Below are 18,447 nucleotides of genomic sequence, written 5' to 3' on the forward strand. Positions count from 1 at the left end.
AGATGCTTGAAGCTGCGCGTGTTGGCGATGACATCGGCCATTCCCATGCTCTTGCCGGGATGATTGCCGGAACAGTGGTGGGCGGACTGCTGTGCGCGATGGGGGGCATCGCCGCCGGAGCATTGATGGTGGCAGGGCTGGCTTCTTCCTGTCTCGGTGTTGGGCTGCTGTTAGTGGGCGCCAGTCTGGCAGTGGGCTATGCGACGGGAGAACTGGCAACCGCTGCCCGCGATGGCATTGCCGTAGCCGGCGCAGCCGGCATGTCCGCAAGTGGGAAGATCCTGACGGGGTCTCATAATGTCTTTATCAACGGCAAGCCCGCGGCAATCGCCACCCTCAGCCAGGCAGGCTGTGCCAATGACGGCCCTTCGATGCAGGTGGCACAGGGCTCTGCCAGCGTCTTTATCAATGGTTATCCTGCTGCACGCATCGGTGACGCCACCAATTGTGATGCCAAAGTGATGACGGGGTCGTCCAACGTGTTTATTGGCGGCGCCCGCCAGACCACCTTACCTATCACGCCAGAAGTGGCTGACTGGATGTATAAAGCCTCGGATCTGACGCTGCTGTTCACCGGCCTGTTGGGTGGCTGGGGCGGGGCGGCCGGAAAGGTTGGCGCGTTGAGCAAACTGCTCGCTAAACTTCCCGGCATCAATAAACTCGCCCGCATTACCTGTCGCGCGGGGGTACTGATGACCGGTGCGGCAGCGGCAGGCATTATTGCCCGCCCGGTGGATCTCATTAGCGGACAAAAATTCCTCGACGGCGATGATGAGCTGGACTTCACGCTTCCCTCCCGTCTGCCCGTGCTTTGGCAGCGCTACTGGCGAAGCGGCAATCCCGCAGACAGTGTGCTGGGGCGCGGCTGGAGCCTGTTCTGGGAAACCCGTCTGGCACGCTATCAGGATGGGCTGGTCTGGCGCGCGCCTTCCGGCGACTACGTCTCTTTCCCCGACGTCCCCAAAGGCCGTAAAACCTGGTGCGATAGCGAGAAGTGCTGGCTGGAGCACCATAGCGATGACAGCTGGTCGGTGTTTGATGTCAGCGGCGAGCGTCTGCATTACGGCAGTCTGGACGAGGCGATGCCCGGCCTGTTAACCGCCATGGCTGACCTTACCGGCAATACCATCACCTTCCATTATCAGCATGATGGTCTGCTGCATGAACTGATCGACAGCGCCGGGCAGCGGGTCATCTGCCGTTACGACCCTGCACGAAAGCGGCTGCTGGAAGCCCGACTTGATGATGCAGTCACGCTGGTTAGCTACGAATATGATGATGAAGGTCAGCTGGTCAGGGTTAAAAATCGGGGCGGTAGCGTGGTGCGACGCTTCAGCTGGCACGACGGGCTGATGAGCAGCCATGAAGATGCGAACGGCCTGCTGAACGAATACCTGTGGCGCGAAATTGCGGGGCTGCCGCGCGTGGTGGCTTACCGCAACAGCGCGGGAGAAAGGCTGGACTTCAGTTACGATTTTGAAAACGGCAGCCGCCGGGCAGTGCGTGAAGACGGCTGCACCGCTCACTGGGTTTGTGAGGATGATGACAGCGTGGCCGCATTTACCGATTGGGACGGCCGCCGTTACAGCTTTATCTATCAGAAGGGCGAGCTGTGTTGCGTCCTGTTGCCGGGCGGCGCACAGCGCAGCTGTCAGTGGGACCGCCATGGCCGTCTGCTCAGTGAGAAAGATGAACTGGGTCGCAGGACGGAATATCGCTGGTCACGGCTGTCCACCAATCTTATTGAAATCGCCTGGCCCGACGGCGTCCGCGAGCGCAGTGATTTTGACCCGGCAGGTCGGTTGATCGCTGAGACTGATGCCGAAGGCAACATCACCCGCTGGCATTATCCGGACGCTGAAGAGAGCCTGCCGGACAGGATAACCGATGCCAACGGCGGCGAAGTCAGTCTGCAGTGGAACCATCAGGGGCTGCTGACGCAGCATACCGACTGTTCCGGCAGCATCACGCGCTGGCAGTACGATACCTTTGGCCAGCCCAAAGCCATGATCGATGCGCAGGGCAATATCACCCGCTGGCACTGGCTTGCCGCCGGGCAACTTAGCGAAGTGGAACACCCGGACGGCACGACGGAACGCTTTAGCTGGAACGAACGCAATCAGCTGGCGGCGTGGTATGACCCGCTGGAGAGCCTCACTCGCTGGCAGTACAACGCCCTGGGCCAGCCGCTGAGCCAGACCGACCGCCTGAACCGCACGCGGCGTTGGCATTATGACGTGCGCGGACGGTTAACCGAGCTGGATAACGGCAACGGAGGACGCTATCGTTTTGAGCACGATCCGACGGGACGCCTGACGCGCGAAGTTCGCCCGGATGAGACCTCCCGTCAGTTTGACTATGACGAGGCTGGCTACCTTGCCACCGTGGCGGAGACCGCGCGAGAAGCGGCCGATGGCGGCATTGCCCGCCGCAGCCAGATGTTCCGCCACGATGCCGCCGGACAGCTCCTCTGGCGCGCTAACAACAGTGCCGAATGGAATTACCGCTATGACCTGCGCGGCAGGTTGACAAGGCTGCAGCGCACGCCAACAGAGTCAGGACGATCGCTGGGCATTGAAGAAGACAGCCTGCAGTTCAGCTATAACGCGCTGGGGCAGCTGGAAGAAGAGTCTGGGGTGAACGGCGCGCTGCGTTATACCCGGGATGCGCTGGGCAATCTGACCCATCTGGCCCTGCCTGGCGATGATGAACTCCGCTGGCTGCATTACGGTTCCGGCCACGTCAGCGCGATCGGTTTCAACCGCCAGACGGTCAGCGAATTCACCCGCGACAGCCTGCACCGCGAGGTTTCACGCACCCAGGGGGCCCGCCTGCAGACGCGAAGCTATGACGCGCTCGGCCGCCGCACGCAACAGCAAAGTCAGCTGAGCGGTGAATTTGTTTCACCACAGAGTATGCTGCTGGCCCGCGCCTTCCGCTATACCGCAAGAGGCGAACTGGCCGGCGTCAGCGACATGCTAAGAGGCGATATCCATTACGGCTACGATGCTGAAGGCCGGCTGCTGAGCCATGCAGAATCGCGCAGTCGCCGGGCTGCCAACGAACTGCGTTATGACAATGCCGACAACCTGCTGGCAGAGGGTAATGGCCCGCTTCCCGATAACTGGGGAGGCTGGAATGATGATCCAGTTTACGGCCAGCGTCAGAGCCACGGTAGCCAGGACACGGACGCCATTGCGGATAACCGCCTCAGCGTCTGGCGAAACCTGTTTTACAAATACGATGGCTGGGGCAACCTGATCAGCCGCCGCAACGGCGCGGACGAACAGCATTACCGTTACGATGCAGATAACCGCCTGATTACGGCCCGCGGTACCGGCCCGGAAGGCCGGTTTGAGGCCCACTATCATTACGATGCGCTGGGTCGCCGTACCTGCAAAGCGGTTCGCCTCCATGACAAAACCGTCGCCACGCGCTTCCTGTGGCAGGGTTACCGTCTGCTGCAGGAACAAAAGCAAAGCGGCGCACGGCAGACCTACCTTTATGATCCGAACGATATCTGGAGCCCGCTGGCGAGACTGGATCAACCTGCCGCCGGAACGGCAGCAGACATCTTCTGGTTTAACACCGATCTGAACGGCGCGCCGCTGGAGGTAACGGACGAAGAAGGCCACCTGCGCTGGGCTGGCCATTACGGCACGTTTGGGGAGGTCAAATATCAGACGACGCGCAGTTTCGACGTCCGTCAGGATCGCTCCCTGATAGAGCAACCCCTGCGTTACGCAGGCCAGTACGCTGACAAAGAAACCGGGCTGCACTATAATTTATTCCGCCATTACGATCCGGGTATAGGACGGTTTACGGTTCAGGATCCAATAGGGCTGGCGGGTGGTGATAACCTGTATGCGTATGCGCCGAATCCGTTAACGTGGATTGATCCGCTTGGGCTTACCGCGTGTAGCCCAAATAAGAAAACAACGTATGAAGGTACAAGCCGAAGAGATGCATTCCGTCAGGCTAAACGTGATGCGGGCATACCTAATAACCAGCAACCTTATCAAGTGAGTAGGGCTGAACTAGGCGACGGATATGGTGATCTTGTGAGAGATAGAAGAGGCATTCCTATTGAAACCCGACAATATCTTTTCAAAGACGGGAAGGGTTCAACAGTGGTTATCCAGGAACATAGCTTAGGACATGCTAAAGCAACACCTTTACATGGGGCTGAACCACATTTCAATGTTAGGCCAGTTGAGCATGTGACTGGGAAAATTGCAAATACAGGTAGTATTCCCGGAACTCACGGACATTATAACTTTCCATAAGGAATTGATATGTGGTTTGAATTTGCTTTGCATAAAGAGAAGATTACTCATATGTTTGGGGGTCTTTTTGAAATAAAAGATGCCGAATTAAACGGGTTTTATTTTCATGAAAAATCATCAATCAGATTTTTGTTTGGCATTAAAGGAATTCCTGATAAGCATCCTAAAAAATGGGATGGATATGGTTATAATGCTATGAATGTTGTTATAAGTTTTGATGTGATAAAAAAGTTTAGTGCCAATGGTTGTGAAATTAATTTCAGATGCAATCCAGAAATTATTAGTTCGTTAGGTAAGTCTTCGATTAATATTGATAGCGATGAAATGTCTATTTTTTGTGAGTCTGAATTTCTCAAGATTGAAAGTATAAGTCCGTACATTGATATAAGATGGGATTGATTTTGTAATGCTATGGAAAAGGCCGAAAGCGATCCCTCCGATCCCTCCGATCCTTCCTGCCTTTTCCTTCAGTCGCCCGTCACGGCAGCATGGCGAGCCAGCTCCAGCAGCTGCTTCGCCTCTAGCGGCTGTTTTTATCATCCGCCCCTCAATATTCTCATGCACTCCCATCATGAACATCACTCCTCCCTTCCGTTCGCCCCACACGCCGTTCCTTGATCCTTCTCGGTCGCCAACCTCAGCAGCATGCGGTGGCCGATATCATTATCCCAGTTAAAGCTGTTCTGTAGCACCACGATGGCGGTGCGGTGTTTGATGTCCATCCCGATATAGCTGGCGTAGCCGCCGATAAAGCCGGACTGATAGAGAATGCTTTGACCGTCAATATTGTTGCTCAGCCAGGCTAACGCGGAAGAGTCATACTTCGGCTCTTTAAAGCGAATGGTGGTGGCATCATCAAATGCCGCGTCCAGCGCCGGATTGCCGCTGCCGTTCATATGCGCATTCAGATAGGTTAACAGGTCGTTGGCGCTGGACCACAGCGAGGCGGCTCCCACCATATTGCCGGCAAAATGCCACTCCGGCACCACTTCCCCCCGACGCACAAACTTGGGTTGATCCCCTGCATGCCCTCGGGCGCGAAGCATATAGCCCGGCAATGTCTCAGGCTGATAGCCGGTATGGCGCAGACCCAGTGGCGCGATAATCTGCTGGCTGGCGATCTGCTGCGGTGACTGGCCGCTGTGCCGGGCGATCACATCATCCAGAATCGAATAGCCGAGGTTGGAGTAGATCACCGAGCGATGGGCCGGCGCGGAAAAATCGCGCAGGTAATCAACAAACTCGCCCTGATCCAGGTCGTCATAGAATGGATTGCCGGTAAACAGATAGTCGGTCAGCTTGCCGAGCATATGCAGCGTGGTCATCTGGCGCGGCAGGCCGGAAGTGTGGGTCGCCAGTTCCATCAGGGTGATCCTGCTGGCATCCGGGCTGAGCGCCACCTCATTACCCAGCATCTCCCGCAGCGTGCTGTCCCAGCGCAGTTTACCTTGCTGCACCAACAGCGCGGCACTCTCTGCGGTAAAGCCTTTTGTCAACGAGCCCACCGCAAACAGCGTATCGCCGGTCAGCGGGATCTGCCGGTCGTTATCGGTAAAGCCGTAGCTAAACACCTGGCGTTTGCCGTCATGCATCAGGGCAACCACCACGCCAGGCGTGCGATGCGTGTCGATCAATGGTTTGGCCAGCGCATCAATCTGTTGTTTTACCGGCACATGGCAGCTTGCCAGCAGGCTGGCTTCCGGGGAGGTATCGATGCTGTTGCTGGACAGCGAGGCGCAGCCGCTCAGGAGCAGGCATGCGGACAGCAACAGGGAGGTCAGGTTATTCATTGCGATAGGCCGTACTGATGATTTTGACTGCCGCGAAATTTTTAACTTTATCAGTAAGGCCTCGGCGGGACGATCGCCGCCAGATTTCCATTAGTGCCAAAGATTTACGCTTGCTGGTAAGTAAAATAATCAATAAAAATAATAAGTTAGGATTTGTTATAGTGTAACCTGGTGACATTGTGAACGGCAAGCGCTAAGCCCGGTTATCAGCCAGTTCTGAATAATTACGCGAGAAGTACCTGCCAGGCGGATCGGGGAAGGGGGGTAAAATCCTTAATTAACAAGGCGTCCAGCATCGGGCGGTTGGCGACATCGGTCACCACCTGAGTCAGTCCCTCGCGCAGCGCGGCGAGGGTTTCAGTGGATGTGCGGGCGGAAGTGATTACCGGTAAGCCTGGTACGCTCGCCGTTTGGTCAATAATCTTTAACCCACGCAGCTCTTCCGGGAAATCACGCTGAAGCAGTGCCCAGCTGATACAGTCGATGGCGGCAATATCGGCTTGCCCACGGCGAATTAACGCCACGGAACGTCGATGGCCGCCGGAGGCAACGGTGGCAGAAAAGATCGCCGGGCCGCCGGTCATTTTCATGACGCTGTGGAAGCCCGACTGGGAATCTTCGCTGTTAAAGGCCAGCCTGCGGCCGGCAAAATCAGCCAGCGCCTGACCCGATTCCTCTTCCCGCACCACCAGCCAGCTGGCGTAATTCGGGCCATCGCAACCGGCCGCCGAGTAGCAAAACGCCCCGACCACCTGAACGTCCGGCAGCAGGGTGACCAGCGGAAAGCCGCAGGTCTGGCTCAGCAGCAGATCGTCACGTTGCCAGTGAGGCAACAAGGGATCCGGCCAGCTCAGGGCGGTGGGCGTCGTGAGCGACGGCAGAGTGTTCCTCAGCGTCTGCCAGAAGGCTTCCACATGCTGGGGCGTGAAGGGGTACATCGGCAGTGAGGCAATCATCTGTGCTCTTTGCTCCATCGGCAAACGGGTGGACAGTCACCGCTATCGGGGTAATTAACGCGGGCAGCCACGCGCGGTAACCGTCGACCACAAAGCCTTCGCTGCGCTGCTGATAGGCGGTTTTATCCGCCAGATAAACGTCGCGCAGGCCGTACCACGGCAGGCCCGGCAGATCGTGATGTACCAAATGATAGTTCAGATTCAAAAACAGCAGTCGCCAGAACGGTCCCGCCTCGTTGAGCACCGAACGCGCCTGTGGATTCTCTTCCGCCCGATGCTCGTAAAAGGAGCGGATTTTGGTCAGGCTCAGGCTGAAATAAGTCACGGCGAACACATAGTAGCCGGTTGCAATCCCGTGCCTTTCCAGCCAGTAAAAAACGCCGGCCAGCAGCAGCCCGTGGTTTAGCCACATCAGCATTTCGCGCCAGTCACCGGCGAGTATTTTGCGCACGGCATCCTGCGCGGTGCCAACGATATCCAGCAGCGGGCCCAGCACCACCCGGCCGCTTAAGGTGTTGCGCACCGCCGCCAGCAGCGGAAACAGGCGCGGATAGCGTTGCCAGTGCGCCGCGCTGTAATAGTAGGTTTCAGGATCCTCTTCCGGCAGCGTCAGGAACTCGTTGCGGTGATGTTTCAGGTGCGAATCGCGATACAGCCGGTAGGGATACCAGACGGCCAGCGGCAGTTGCGCCAGCAGCTGATTCACCCGCGCCCACCGGGTGGGATGGCCATGAATACATTCATGTTGCAGCGACATATACCAGGTGTTCAGCAACACCAACAGCGGGGTACCGATCCACGGACTTAATGCCTGCCAGTACGACACCACGCCAAACCAGCCGGCATACACGGTGACGATCACCGCCCAGGTGGGCAGTTCGCTTTGCCACAACCAGTGGGCTTCACGCCGCTTAATGGCGCGGCGCTGTGACGCATGCAGGTAATCAGCCATAATTCTCTCCTGAAACAGAACGTTCAGTATGCCGTGGCTGAAAATCGCGCGGAAATAGTGAAAACGTATGAAGTTATGCGCTTAACAGCAATGCTGACGGCGTGCGGCCAGCGAAGAATGTCGCCGGGGAACAGGCTTCTTCTTGTCGTCATTTTTTCGCCATGAAAGCGTCATTCAGGCTCTTTACTGTCGCGGTAAACCGCCTGGAGAGATGCCTGTGTTTACTATTGAATCCGTATTAGACGACCTCTGCCCACAGCGGAATACCCCCGGCTGGCAAAAATCCTTGCTCAGGATCCTGCTGCGCGAAAAAGAGTTTCAGCAGTTCAATCAGAAATACCGCCACCTTAAGGGGCTGGATATGGCGGAACAGGTGCTCGATTACTTCGATATCCGCTGCGAACTGAGCGAACGCGATCTGGAGCAAATCCCCAGTCAGGGGCCGGTGGTGATTGTCGCTAACCATCCGCTGGGCACGCTGGATGGACTGGCCCTGTTACACGCGGTTTCGCAGGTGCGCCGCGATGTGAAAATTGTCACCAACCGGCTGCTGAACTGCCTGGAGTCGCTGAGTAGCCTGATGCTGCCGGTCGACAATATGGGCAACCGCACCAACCGCCAGCAGCTGACGCAGATGCAGGAGCAGCTGGAAAATCAGGGCGTGCTGATCTTCTTCCCGGCGGGGGAAGTCTCGCGGTTTGGCAGCAAAGGCGTGAAGGACGGCAAATGGAGCCACGGGTTTGTCCGGCTGGCCGCCCGTTACCGCGCGCCAGTCGTGCCGATCCACGTCAGCGGACGCAATACCTCGCTGTTCTATCTCACCTCGATGATCTACCAGCCGCTGTCGATGCTGTTGCTGGTGCGCGAGATGTTCAAAAACCGCGGCGCACGGCTCAAGCTGACCATCGGCGCGCGCATTCCCTATGCCCACTGGCATGACGGCCACACCCCGGCGAAAGAGCTGGCAAAGCGCTTCCGTCGGCATCTGTACCGCACCGCGCAGGGGAAGTCCGCCCTGTTCCAGACCGAACCGGCGATAGCCCGCGCAGAAGACCGTGCGGTGCTGAAGCGCGCGCTGTCAGGCTGTGAAGTGCTGGGCCAGACGGCGGATGGCAAAATGATTTACCTGTGGCGGCGTAACGGCGAAGACTACGTGCCGATCCTGCGCGAGCTGGGCCGGCTGCGGGAAATCGCCTTCCGTGCGGTGGGTGAAGGCAGCGGCAAACGACGCGATCTCGATGACTACGATGACGACTATTACCACCTGATTTTGTGGGATGACGAGGCGCTGGATATCGTTGGCGCCTACCGTTTTCTGCCCACCGCCGAACAGCTGGCGCAGAAAGGGCTGGAAGGGATCTACAGCCACAGCCTGTTCCATTACGATCACCGGATGAACGACGTGCTGATGCAGGGCATCGAGCTGGGCCGCAGCTTTATCCAACCGGCTTACTGGGGCAAACGCGGGCTGGATTATCTCTGGCTGGGGATTGGCGCTTACCTGGCGAAATACCCGCAGTACCGTTACCTGTTTGGTCCGGTGTCCATCTCGGGCGGACTGCCGCTGCCCGCGCGCGATCTGCTGGTGGCCTTCTACCGGCTCTATTTTGCACCGACACTGCCGCTGGCCACGTCACGCCGACCCTATCCGGCTTCGCTGCCCGACGTGCTGGCGCAGTTCAGCGGCGAGGATTATCAGCAGGATTTGAAAACGCTGAAGCGGATGCTGAACAACCTCGGCACCAGCATCCCGCCGTTGTACAAGCAGTACTCCGAGCTGTGCGAACCGGGCGGCGTGCAGTTTATCGATTTTGGCAGCGACCCGGACTTCAATAACTGCATTGATGGCCTGGTGGTGGTGGATCTGCTGCAACTGAAGTCCACCCGCTTCGATCGTTATATCGCCGTGCATCACTCCTGACCTATGAGGCCGAACGACACGGTTCACTGTAAACATTTATTTCACATTTCATTAACGTATTGATAAATATTTTGCATGGATAACGCGCAGGTCACACGCATGCTTCTGCGAAAGCGTCATTCCAAAGCAGGGAATTCTGCCGGGCGGAAAAAGGGCTAATCTGGTTTAATTGCGGTTGAACTAACGATAAAAAATTCTGCATAACGGTGGCTTACATTTGGTAAGGGTATTCCGCCGTGGGTGAGTGGCGCAGGGCAATACTGTGGTTAGTCTTATCTTTCGCTGGGACTAAAAAGGTCACCGGCTAATAAGACCCTACACAAGGAAGCCCATCATGAACCCCATTACTCGTCGCAGTTTTATGGCATTTGCTGCTGGTGGCACCGTCGCGTTAGCGGCTGGAAAGGTGCACGCTCACGATCAACCGGTGGCGCAACCCTTCACCGGTAAAACCGGCGGCAGCGATCCCGGCCCAAACGACCCAATCCGCATGGGGGAAAATCCCGATATCGTTAATCCTCCGCCGACCGACAGCGGCACCCTGCCTAACCTGCGCTTCTCCTTTAGCGACTCGCACGTCCGCAAGGGCAGCGGCGGCTGGACCCGGCAGGTCACGCAGCGTGAACTGGGGATTTCCACCACCATCGCCGGCGTGGATATGCGCCTGAACAGCGGCGGCATTCGCGAGCTGCACTGGCATAAAGAGGGGGAGTGGTCCTATATGCTGTATGGCTCAGCGCGCATCACCGCGCTGGATACCGACGGCAACTGGTTTGTCGATGACGTGAACGTCGGCGATTTGTGGTACTTCCCGCCTGGCGTGCCGCACTCGATTCAGGGACTGGGGCCGGACGGCTGCGAGTTTCTGCTGGCATTCGATAACGGCGGCTTTGATGAAGACAGTACCTTCCTGCTTAGCGACTGGTTTAAGCACGTTCCGCCGGAGATTTTAGCGAAGAACTTTGGCGTCCCGGCGGAAACCTTCAGCAAGCTGCCTTCGCCCTCCGATGAATATATCTTTGCCGGCCAGGTGCCGGGCGCGCTGAATGCCGATGCGATCGGCGGCGCAGCCCGCTCAAGCATTGCCTTCAGTCACAGGATGCTGGCGCAGGATCCGATTACATTGAAAGGCGGCACGGTGCGCATCACCGACTCTTCCACCTTTAAGGTGTCTAAAACCATCGCCGCCGCGCTGGTGGAGCTGCAACCCGGCGCGATGCGTGAGCTGCACTGGCATCCGAACAATGACGAGTGGCAATACTATCTGGAAGGCGAAGGCCGGATGGGGGTATTTGCCTCGTCCGGCCAGGCGCGCACCTTTGACTTCCGCGCGGGCGACGTTGGCTACGTGCCTTTTGCCATGGGGCATTACATCGAAAACACCGGCGATAAGCCGCTGCGTTTCCTTGAGCTGTTTAAAAGCAGCTACTACGCCGATATTTCCCTCAATCAGTGGCTGGCCTCAACGCCGCCAGAGCTGGTGAAAAAGCATTTGCATCTGGATGACCGCTTTATGCAGGCGCTGGATAAAACCAAAAAACCGATCGTGAGCTAGTCATCATCTCAGCGGGCGGCGTCCGGTTTCGCCCGCGTTATCCATTGTCACCGCGTTGTCATCTGCGCAGGATAGTGTCTTAAGCCGTTACTGTGACCAACCGCACAGACGGGAGACCACGAACGCTATGTCTGCGATCCATATCCATCGCCTCACCAAAACCTTCGGCACGCAAACGGTGCTGAACGAGGTTACGCTGGCGATCCACCACGGGGAGTTTATTGCCGTGCTGGGCCCGTCGGGCTGTGGCAAAACCACGCTGCTGCGCACGCTTGCCGGTTTTGAAACTATCGACAGCGGGACCATTACCGTCGGCGATCGGCTTTATTCCTCCGTTGATCATCACCTGCCGCCAGAAAAACGCGATCTGAGCATCGTCTTCCAGAGCTATGCACTCTGGCCGCATATGACCGTCGGGCAAAACGTCGAATACAGCCTGAAGGTCAATGGCATCGGGCGCGAAGAGCGGCGGATCCGGGTTCATACCGCGCTGGAGACGGTAGGGCTGTCGGGATTTGACGATCGGAATCCGGCGGATCTCTCCGGCGGACAACGACAGCGCGTCGCTCTGGCCCGCTGCCTGGTGGCACGGCCGCAGGTGGTGTTATTGGATGAACCGCTGGCTAACCTGGATGTGCATCTGCGCGCGGCCATGGAAGAGGAGTTCAGTCGTTTTCATCAGCACTCAGGCGCCACGCTGATTTACATCACCCACGATCAGCAGGAAGCGATGGCAATAGCCGATCGGGTGGTGGTGATGGACGCGGGCAGGGTGATGCAGTTTGCCACGCCGCAGACCCTTTACCGCGAGCCGGCCAACGACATGGTGGCGCGCTTTATTGATGATGGCCGCGTGGTGCCGGTGCAGGAGATTGAACCGGATCATCAGGGACGCGCGTGGGTGAACCTGCTCGGCGCTCGCTTTAATCTGCGTGCTTCGCCGGACCAGACGGTGGTGCCCGCGGCAAACGTCTGCCTGCACGCCGCCGATCTGCGTCTCGCTGAGCCTGGCGAACCGGCCTTCCCGGTGCGGATCCGTCGGGTGATTTACCGTGGCGGCTTCAGCCAGCTGGATGTTACTGCCGAAGCCGACAACCAGACCGTTCTGACCTTCCACCTGACCGACACTGCGGCTCTGCGTTGTGGCGACCGCCTGATGCTGACGGTGCAGGACGGCTGGGTTATTCCATCTTCTCATTGAACTTTTTAAAGGACTTCAGGGACATGCGTACAGCCAAAACCACCTTAGCGTTACTGCTGGCCGCCAGCACTTTTTCCGCCATCGCTGCGGAGGGAAAGCTGGTGATTTACACCTCGCAGGCACCGGAAATTGCTCAACAGACCATTGATGCCTTCAAAGCGGCGAATCCGGGTATCGAGGTGGAATGGACGCGCAACGGCACCACGCAGCTGATGAACGTGCTGCGTACCGAGAAAATGAGCGGCGAAGTGCAGGCTGACGTGCTGCTGGTGGCGGATGCGATCAACCTGGGCGCACTGAAAAAAGACCGGATGCTGATGGCTTATCCTGATGCGCCGGTCAGCCACATCAGCGCCAACTTTTATGACAAAGACAAAACCTGGTTTGGCACCAAAATCATCGCCACGGTGATTGGCTATAACACCCAAAATGCCAAACCGGTCGACAGCTGGATGGCGGTGACCACGGCCGAAAACAAAGGCCAGGTGGCGGTGCCAAGCCCGCTCTATTCCGGGGCGGCGCTGTATCATCTGCACACGGCGATTAACACGCCGGATATTGGCTGGGGCTTCTATCAGAAGCTGGCGGCAAATGGCGTGATGCCGGAAGGCGGCAATGGTCCGGCGCTGAAGGCGGTGGCCAGCGGCATGGATAAATACGGGGTGATCACCGATGCCGATATCATCCGCGCCAAAAAACAGGGCTCGCCAATCGACCTGATCTACCCGAAAGAGGGCGCGTCCTTTGTGACTGAACCGGTGGCGATTCTGGCGGGGGCGCATAACGTGCCGGCGGCGAAAGCCTTCGTCGACTTTATGCTGTCGGAAAAAGGGCAGCAGCTGGTGGCGAAACAGGGTAACCGCCCGATTGATGATCGTGTCGCCGCGCCGGAGGGCTTTGCGCCTGTCGACAGCATCAAACTGCTGACGCTGGATACCGATAAAGCGGTCGCAGACGATGCGCAGGTTCGCGCGAAGTTTAGCGAAATCTTTGGCGGATAAGAGCATGGTTCAACAGGTGTTAGCCCGCAAGTCAGCGGCGAAAGGCTGGCGCTGGCGCTGGCCGCGCAGTGAGCTTGCCGTACTGTGGCTGCTGACACTGCTGATTGGCCTGCTGTCGATAGCGCCGCTGAGCCGACTGGTGTGGGCCGCTATTGCGCCGGAAGGCGTGCCGGATCTGGCCAGGCTGATGCAGGTTGTCGCCACGCCGCGCGTGCTGCGGGCAACCGGCAACACCGTGATCATCGCGTTAGCGGCCACCGCGCTGGCGGTGGTGCTGGGCACGCTGGCCGCCTGGCTGGTGGCGTTAACCACGATGCGCACAAAGCAGGCGTGGGTGTTTGCCTTTATCCTGCCGCTAATGATCCCGCCGCAGGTGACGGCGCTGGCGTGGCTTCAGGCACTGTCTCCGTCGGGTCTGCTGATCACCGGCCTGCACGCGCTGGGGATCTCGCTGGATATGCAGGGGCATCAGCCGCTCTATTCTATGTGGGGCATTATCCTGCTGCTGGGGTTGCACAATGCGCCGTTGGTCTTTTTGTCGGTACGGGCAGGTTTACGCCGCTTGCCCGCCGAACTGGTGGACGCGGCGCGTATTACCGGGGCTTCTCCACTGCGGGTGATGCTGACGGTGATCCTGCCGCTGGCGCGTCCGGCGATTTTTGCCGGTGCGGCACTCTCCTTTGTCGCCGCGGCGGGTAACTTTGGTATTCAGGCGATGCTCGGCATTCCCGGCCGCGTGCCGACGCTGATCACCCTGGTTTATCAGCAGCTGAATAATACCGGTCCCGGCGCGCTGCCGGATATGGCGGTGCTGTCGATTCTGATTGCGGCGATCACTCTGGCTGGCCTGTTGCTGAGCGGGTTTCTGGGCGGGCGGCATGATGTCCGCGTCACCGGCACGCCGCGCCGGTTGCAGCAGCCGCTGAATCGCTGGCGTCTGCCGGTCGAAATCGGGGTCTGGGCGGCGATGGTGCTGACGTTGGTGATGCCGCTTTCGGCGCTGTTCACCACCTCACTGACCCGGGGCTTCGGCCAGGCGCTGACCCTGCAATCGCTGACGCTGGAAAATTATCGTAATGCGCTCTTTGCCTATCCGGCAATCCGCACGGCGTTCTTTACCAGCCTGGGCCTGACGCTGCTGGCGGTGGTGATCCTGACGGTTGTCGCGCTGTTTATGGCCTTCTTCCTCAGCTGGCAGCGCACGCGGCTGGTGGGGCTGCTGCACCTTTCCAGCGAGCTGGCTTACGCCCTGCCGGGGATTGTCACCGGTATCGCCGCCATTCTGTTTTTCCTGAAACCGTTGCCGCTGATTAACGTCAGCCTGTACGGCACGGTGTGGATAATCCTGGCGGCCTATTTATCCAACTTCCTTGCGCTGGTACTGCGGCCAACGCTGGCCGGATTTGCCCAGATTGAGCGTTCGCTGGATGAGGCGGCGCAGCTGGCCGGCGCCGGTTTTCTGCGTCGCATGCGCGATATTTTGCTGCCGCTGGCTGCGCCGTCGGCCACTGCCGGCGCGGTGCTGGTATTTCTTACCGCGCTGAACGAAATCCAGGTGTCGATCCTGCTGGTGACCTCGAATACGCAAACGCTGGGGCCGATGATCGTCTTTCTCGATGAGGGCGGATCGTCCACCCTGGCGGCGGCGGTGGGCTGCCTGATGATCCTGATCGTGCTGCTGTTTATGTTGCTGGCTACCCGGCTGGTGAAAAAGCTGCCTGAAGGGGTGCTGCCATGGCAGGCGTAACCGGATCGATGGGCGCAAATGGTAACAGAATATGCCTTGCAACATTTCTGTCATCATTGTCTTCTAGTCTGCTCTCCAGGCAGTTAACACCTTCAATTTCATGAGGAATGGCAATGCGCTATCGTTACTCTCTGCTGGCAGGCGCTCTGGTGCTCAGCCAGTTTGCCCAGGCGAAACCGGCAACTCTGACCTTTGAACACATCCGCGCCATCGCCGACACCACCACACCCGCCAGCGACCCACAGTTTGTCGCCTTTGATGCGGCAATCCAGCAGTCGCTGATCGCCGCGCTGAAAGGGGATGCCGCGACACTGACGCGTGACCAGCTGGACGACACCAAACAGAGTAAAACGCTGGCGGATAAAAAGTGGTTGAAAGAGAGTGGCTACGACTTCCAGAAGAAAGCCAATCAGCAGGCGGGTATCCAGCTGTTAACGGCGTTCCCGGCATTGCCGAAATCCACCATTGCCGCCAGCCTGAAAACCGTTGAAAACGTTAACCTGAATGCCAGCCAGGGCCAGCGCACGCAGGCCTTGATCGACGCCGAAGGCCAGGATCATCTGTTCTTCCTGGCGGATGCGCTGGGGCCGAAACTGGGCCAGGCCTTCCTTAACGCTTACAACAAAGGCGAGATCGGCAAAGCCGCCGCGCTGATCAAAGCCAGCGAAGTCAGCACCAGCGCCGCTAAAAAACAGTTCAACAATCCGCGTCCGTTCCTGATCGACGGCAACAGCATTCACCTTGTGCCGGACACGGCGGTGGTGAAGGACAACAAACCCTATAGCGCCACCGAAGGATCCTATCCAAGCGGCCACACCAATACCGCCTATACCGATGCCTTACTGCTGGGCGAAATGCTGCCAGAGCGGTTTGTGCCGCTGGTGGATCGTGCGGCCCGCTATGGCTATTCCCGCATGGTGCTGGGCGTGCATTACCCGATCGACTTGATCGGATCGCGGATGGTGGCGCAGCGAAACGTGGCCCATTATCTCAATGATGCGAAGTATCGCGGCCTGTTTATTAAGGCACGCGATCAGCTGCGTCACGCGCTGGAAAAGGAGTGCGGCACCTCACTGGAGGTCTGTGCTAAACCGGCTGGCGAAGCCGATCCCTATACCGCGCCTGAGATGAAAACCTTCTACCGCTTCACCATGACCTACAACCTGCCACAGCAGAAAGTGAAGACCTCGCCGGTGGTGGTGCCAGAGGGGGCGGAAGTGCTGCTGAAAGGGCCCTTGCCCGATCTGACCGATGCCCAGCGTCGTCAGCTGATGGTGTCTACCGCGCTTGCCGGCGGCTATCCGCTTTCCGGCAACACGCCAGAGCAGAACTTCTGGCAGCGCCTGAACCTGCAAGATGCGGTGGCGGCCGCGCACCGCTAGCCGTCAGCCAGACAGCAGAAGGGCAACCCTTGTTGCCCCTTTTTACCTTACGCCGACAGGAAACTAGCCCTGGGTCGGCATGCCCGGCCAGACGCCCGGCCCGATCGGCAGGCCCAGCGCGTACCACGCCAGCAGCAGCAGGAACCACACGCTAAAGAACACCAGCGGATAGGGCATGATCAGCATGTAGTAGGTGCCCAACTGCGCGTCTTTGCGGTAGCGCTGCAGGAAGCCGAGGAACAGTGGCAGGAACGGAGACATCGGGGCCAGCGGCAGCACCGACGAGTCGGCAATGCGGAAAATCATCTGGGCGAAGGCCGGATGGAAGCCCAGCAGCATAAACATCGGCACAAAGATTGGCGCCAGAATCGACCAGATCGCCGAGCCGCTGGCGATAAACATGCACAGGAACGCCGACAGGAACATCAGCCCGATAAAGGCCGGCGCACCGGTCATCCCGGCGGACTCCAGAATATCGGTCAGCCCCACCGCCATAAACTTGCCCATGTTGCTCCAGTTAAAGAACGCCACGAACTGCGACAGCGGGAACACCATCACGATAAAGCCTGCCATGCTCTTCATCGGTTCGATCAGCTGCTGCGGAATATCGTCCGGGCGCTGGATCTGTTTGGTCACCACGCCGTAGGTAATCGCCACCACAAAAAAGAACAGAATGATCAGCGGTACGATGCCCTGAATAAACGGCGACGGGATGATTGAGCCGGTGCCCGGCTGACGCAGCGGCGAGCCTTCCGGCACCACCAGCAGCGCCACCAGTGCAACAAAAATTAGCCCGGCGATGCCGCTCATCATCAGCCCGCGATTCTGGATCGGCGTCAGCGTGGCCAGCTGCTCATTGCTGTTGCCTTTCCATGCCGGCAGGCGCGGTTCAACAAACTTATCGGTCAGCAGACCGCCGGCAAGGGTCAGCACCACCACCGATGAGGCCATAAAGAACCAGTTATCGACCACGCTGACGTGCACCGTATCACTGACGGCTTTGGCCGCTTCGGTGCTGATGCCGGAGAGCAACACGTCGGTAGTGACAATCAGCAGGTTGGCGGTAAAGCCGGAGGCCACACCGGCAATGGCGGCCAGCAGGCCAGCCACCGGATGACGACCCACCGCGATAAACATCAGCGCGCCCAGCGGCGGCATCACCACCAGCGCGGCATCGGAAGAGATATGGCTGAAGAAGGCGATAAACAGCACCATATAGCTGGCATAACGGGCGCTGACAAATGACGCCATCTTATGCATCAGCGCCTGCAACAGGCCGACTTTTTCCGCCAGTCCGGCACCGATCATCAGCGCCAGAATCGATCCCAGTGGCGCAAAGCCGCTGAAGTTTTTGATGATATTCGGCAGGATCCACTGGATCCCCGCGACGCTTAACAGGTTCTTAACGTGGATGATCTCGCCGTTGGCCGGGTTCTTCACCGACACGCCCAGCCAGGAGATGACTGCGGTCGACACCATCAGCACTACGATCAGGTAAACGAACAGCAGGAAGGGATTCGGGATCTTATTGCCGACCCGCTCAATCCAGTAAAAAATCTTGCCTGGGCTTTTCCCCGGGCTGGTTGCTTCACTCATGCTTTACCCTCGGTCTTGGTTGTGTTTGCTTAGGCTTATAATTTTTGGGCTGGGATCGAG

General features: G+C 58.4%; 12 protein-coding genes. 8 read left to right on the forward strand and 4 right to left on the reverse strand.

The window, feature by feature from the left end; all coding sequences use genetic code 11:
- The first annotated feature begins 2 nt into the window (after window positions 1-2).
- The gene (locus tag AC1UKS_RS03610) at window positions 3-4,286 is read left to right on the forward strand and encodes an RHS repeat-associated core domain-containing protein (RefSeq protein ID WP_482435792.1); all 4,284 of its coding nucleotides are present in this window, start codon (window positions 3-5) and stop codon (window positions 4,284-4,286) included.
- A gap of 9 nt (window positions 4,287-4,295) precedes the next feature.
- Complete coding sequence (locus AC1UKS_RS03615; RefSeq protein WP_482435794.1) at window positions 4,296-4,685, forward strand: Imm50 family immunity protein; 390 nt, start codon at window positions 4,296-4,298, stop codon at window positions 4,683-4,685.
- A gap of 179 nt (window positions 4,686-4,864) precedes the next feature.
- Here AC1UKS_RS03615 and AC1UKS_RS03620 read toward each other — a convergent pair whose 3' ends face one another.
- From AC1UKS_RS03620 to AC1UKS_RS03630, 3 genes are all read right to left on the reverse strand, one after another.
- Entirely contained in the window at window positions 4,865-6,076 is a 1,212-nt protein-coding gene (locus AC1UKS_RS03620; RefSeq protein WP_482435796.1) for a serine hydrolase domain-containing protein, read from the reverse strand.
- A 224-nt stretch (window positions 6,077-6,300) separates the two neighbouring features.
- Window positions 6,301-6,909 carry a phosphate/phosphite/phosphonate ABC transporter substrate-binding protein gene (locus AC1UKS_RS03625; protein WP_482435798.1) on the reverse strand — a complete coding sequence of 203 codons (609 nt, stop codon included), beginning with the start codon at window positions 6,907-6,909 and terminating at the stop codon, window positions 6,301-6,303.
- On the reverse strand, window positions 6,890-7,984 hold the full coding sequence (locus AC1UKS_RS03630; protein ID WP_482435800.1) for a fatty acid desaturase: 1,095 nt from the start codon (window positions 7,982-7,984) through the stop codon (window positions 6,890-6,892). The genes AC1UKS_RS03625 and AC1UKS_RS03630 overlap by 20 nt, the downstream gene beginning before the upstream one ends.
- A gap of 217 nt (window positions 7,985-8,201) precedes the next feature.
- On the opposite strand from AC1UKS_RS03630, the gene olsF reads away from it, so the two are divergent.
- The 6 genes from olsF (at window position 8,202) to AC1UKS_RS03660 (ending at window position 16,791) form a co-directional block, all read left to right on the forward strand.
- Complete coding sequence (olsF, locus tag AC1UKS_RS03635; RefSeq protein WP_482435802.1) at window positions 8,202-9,905, forward strand: bifunctional ornithine lipid synthase OlsF; 1,704 nt, start codon at window positions 8,202-8,204, stop codon at window positions 9,903-9,905.
- Between the two features lie 334 nt (window positions 9,906-10,239).
- Complete coding sequence (locus AC1UKS_RS03640; protein ID WP_482435804.1) at window positions 10,240-11,460, forward strand: oxalate decarboxylase family bicupin; 1,221 nt, start codon at window positions 10,240-10,242, stop codon at window positions 11,458-11,460.
- Window positions 11,461-11,587: 127 nt separating this feature from the next.
- Window positions 11,588-12,661: an ABC transporter ATP-binding protein gene (locus AC1UKS_RS03645; protein ID WP_482435806.1), complete on the forward strand. Its 1,074-nt coding sequence runs from the start codon at window positions 11,588-11,590 to the stop codon at window positions 12,659-12,661.
- 23 nt (window positions 12,662-12,684) lie between these two features.
- Window positions 12,685-13,662 carry an ABC transporter substrate-binding protein gene (locus AC1UKS_RS03650; RefSeq protein WP_482435808.1) on the forward strand — a complete coding sequence of 326 codons (978 nt, stop codon included), beginning with the start codon at window positions 12,685-12,687 and terminating at the stop codon, window positions 13,660-13,662.
- Between the two features lie 4 nt (window positions 13,663-13,666).
- Entirely contained in the window at window positions 13,667-15,409 is a 1,743-nt protein-coding gene (locus AC1UKS_RS03655) for an ABC transporter permease (protein ID WP_482435810.1), read from the forward strand.
- A 113-nt stretch (window positions 15,410-15,522) separates the two neighbouring features.
- Window positions 15,523-16,791, forward strand: coding sequence for an acid phosphatase (locus AC1UKS_RS03660; protein ID WP_482435812.1), 1,269 nt, complete (start codon window positions 15,523-15,525; stop codon window positions 16,789-16,791).
- Between the two features lie 63 nt (window positions 16,792-16,854).
- Here the strand turns inward: AC1UKS_RS03660 and abgT are convergent, their stop codons facing one another.
- Window positions 16,855-18,387 (reverse strand): p-aminobenzoyl-glutamate transporter, encoded by a 1,533-nt coding sequence (abgT, locus tag AC1UKS_RS03665; RefSeq protein WP_265909576.1) that lies wholly within the window; start codon window positions 18,385-18,387, stop codon window positions 16,855-16,857.
- Window positions 18,388-18,447 lie beyond the last annotated feature (60 nt).

Source organism: Erwinia sp. AK-PDG3-5 (assembly GCF_056821705.1).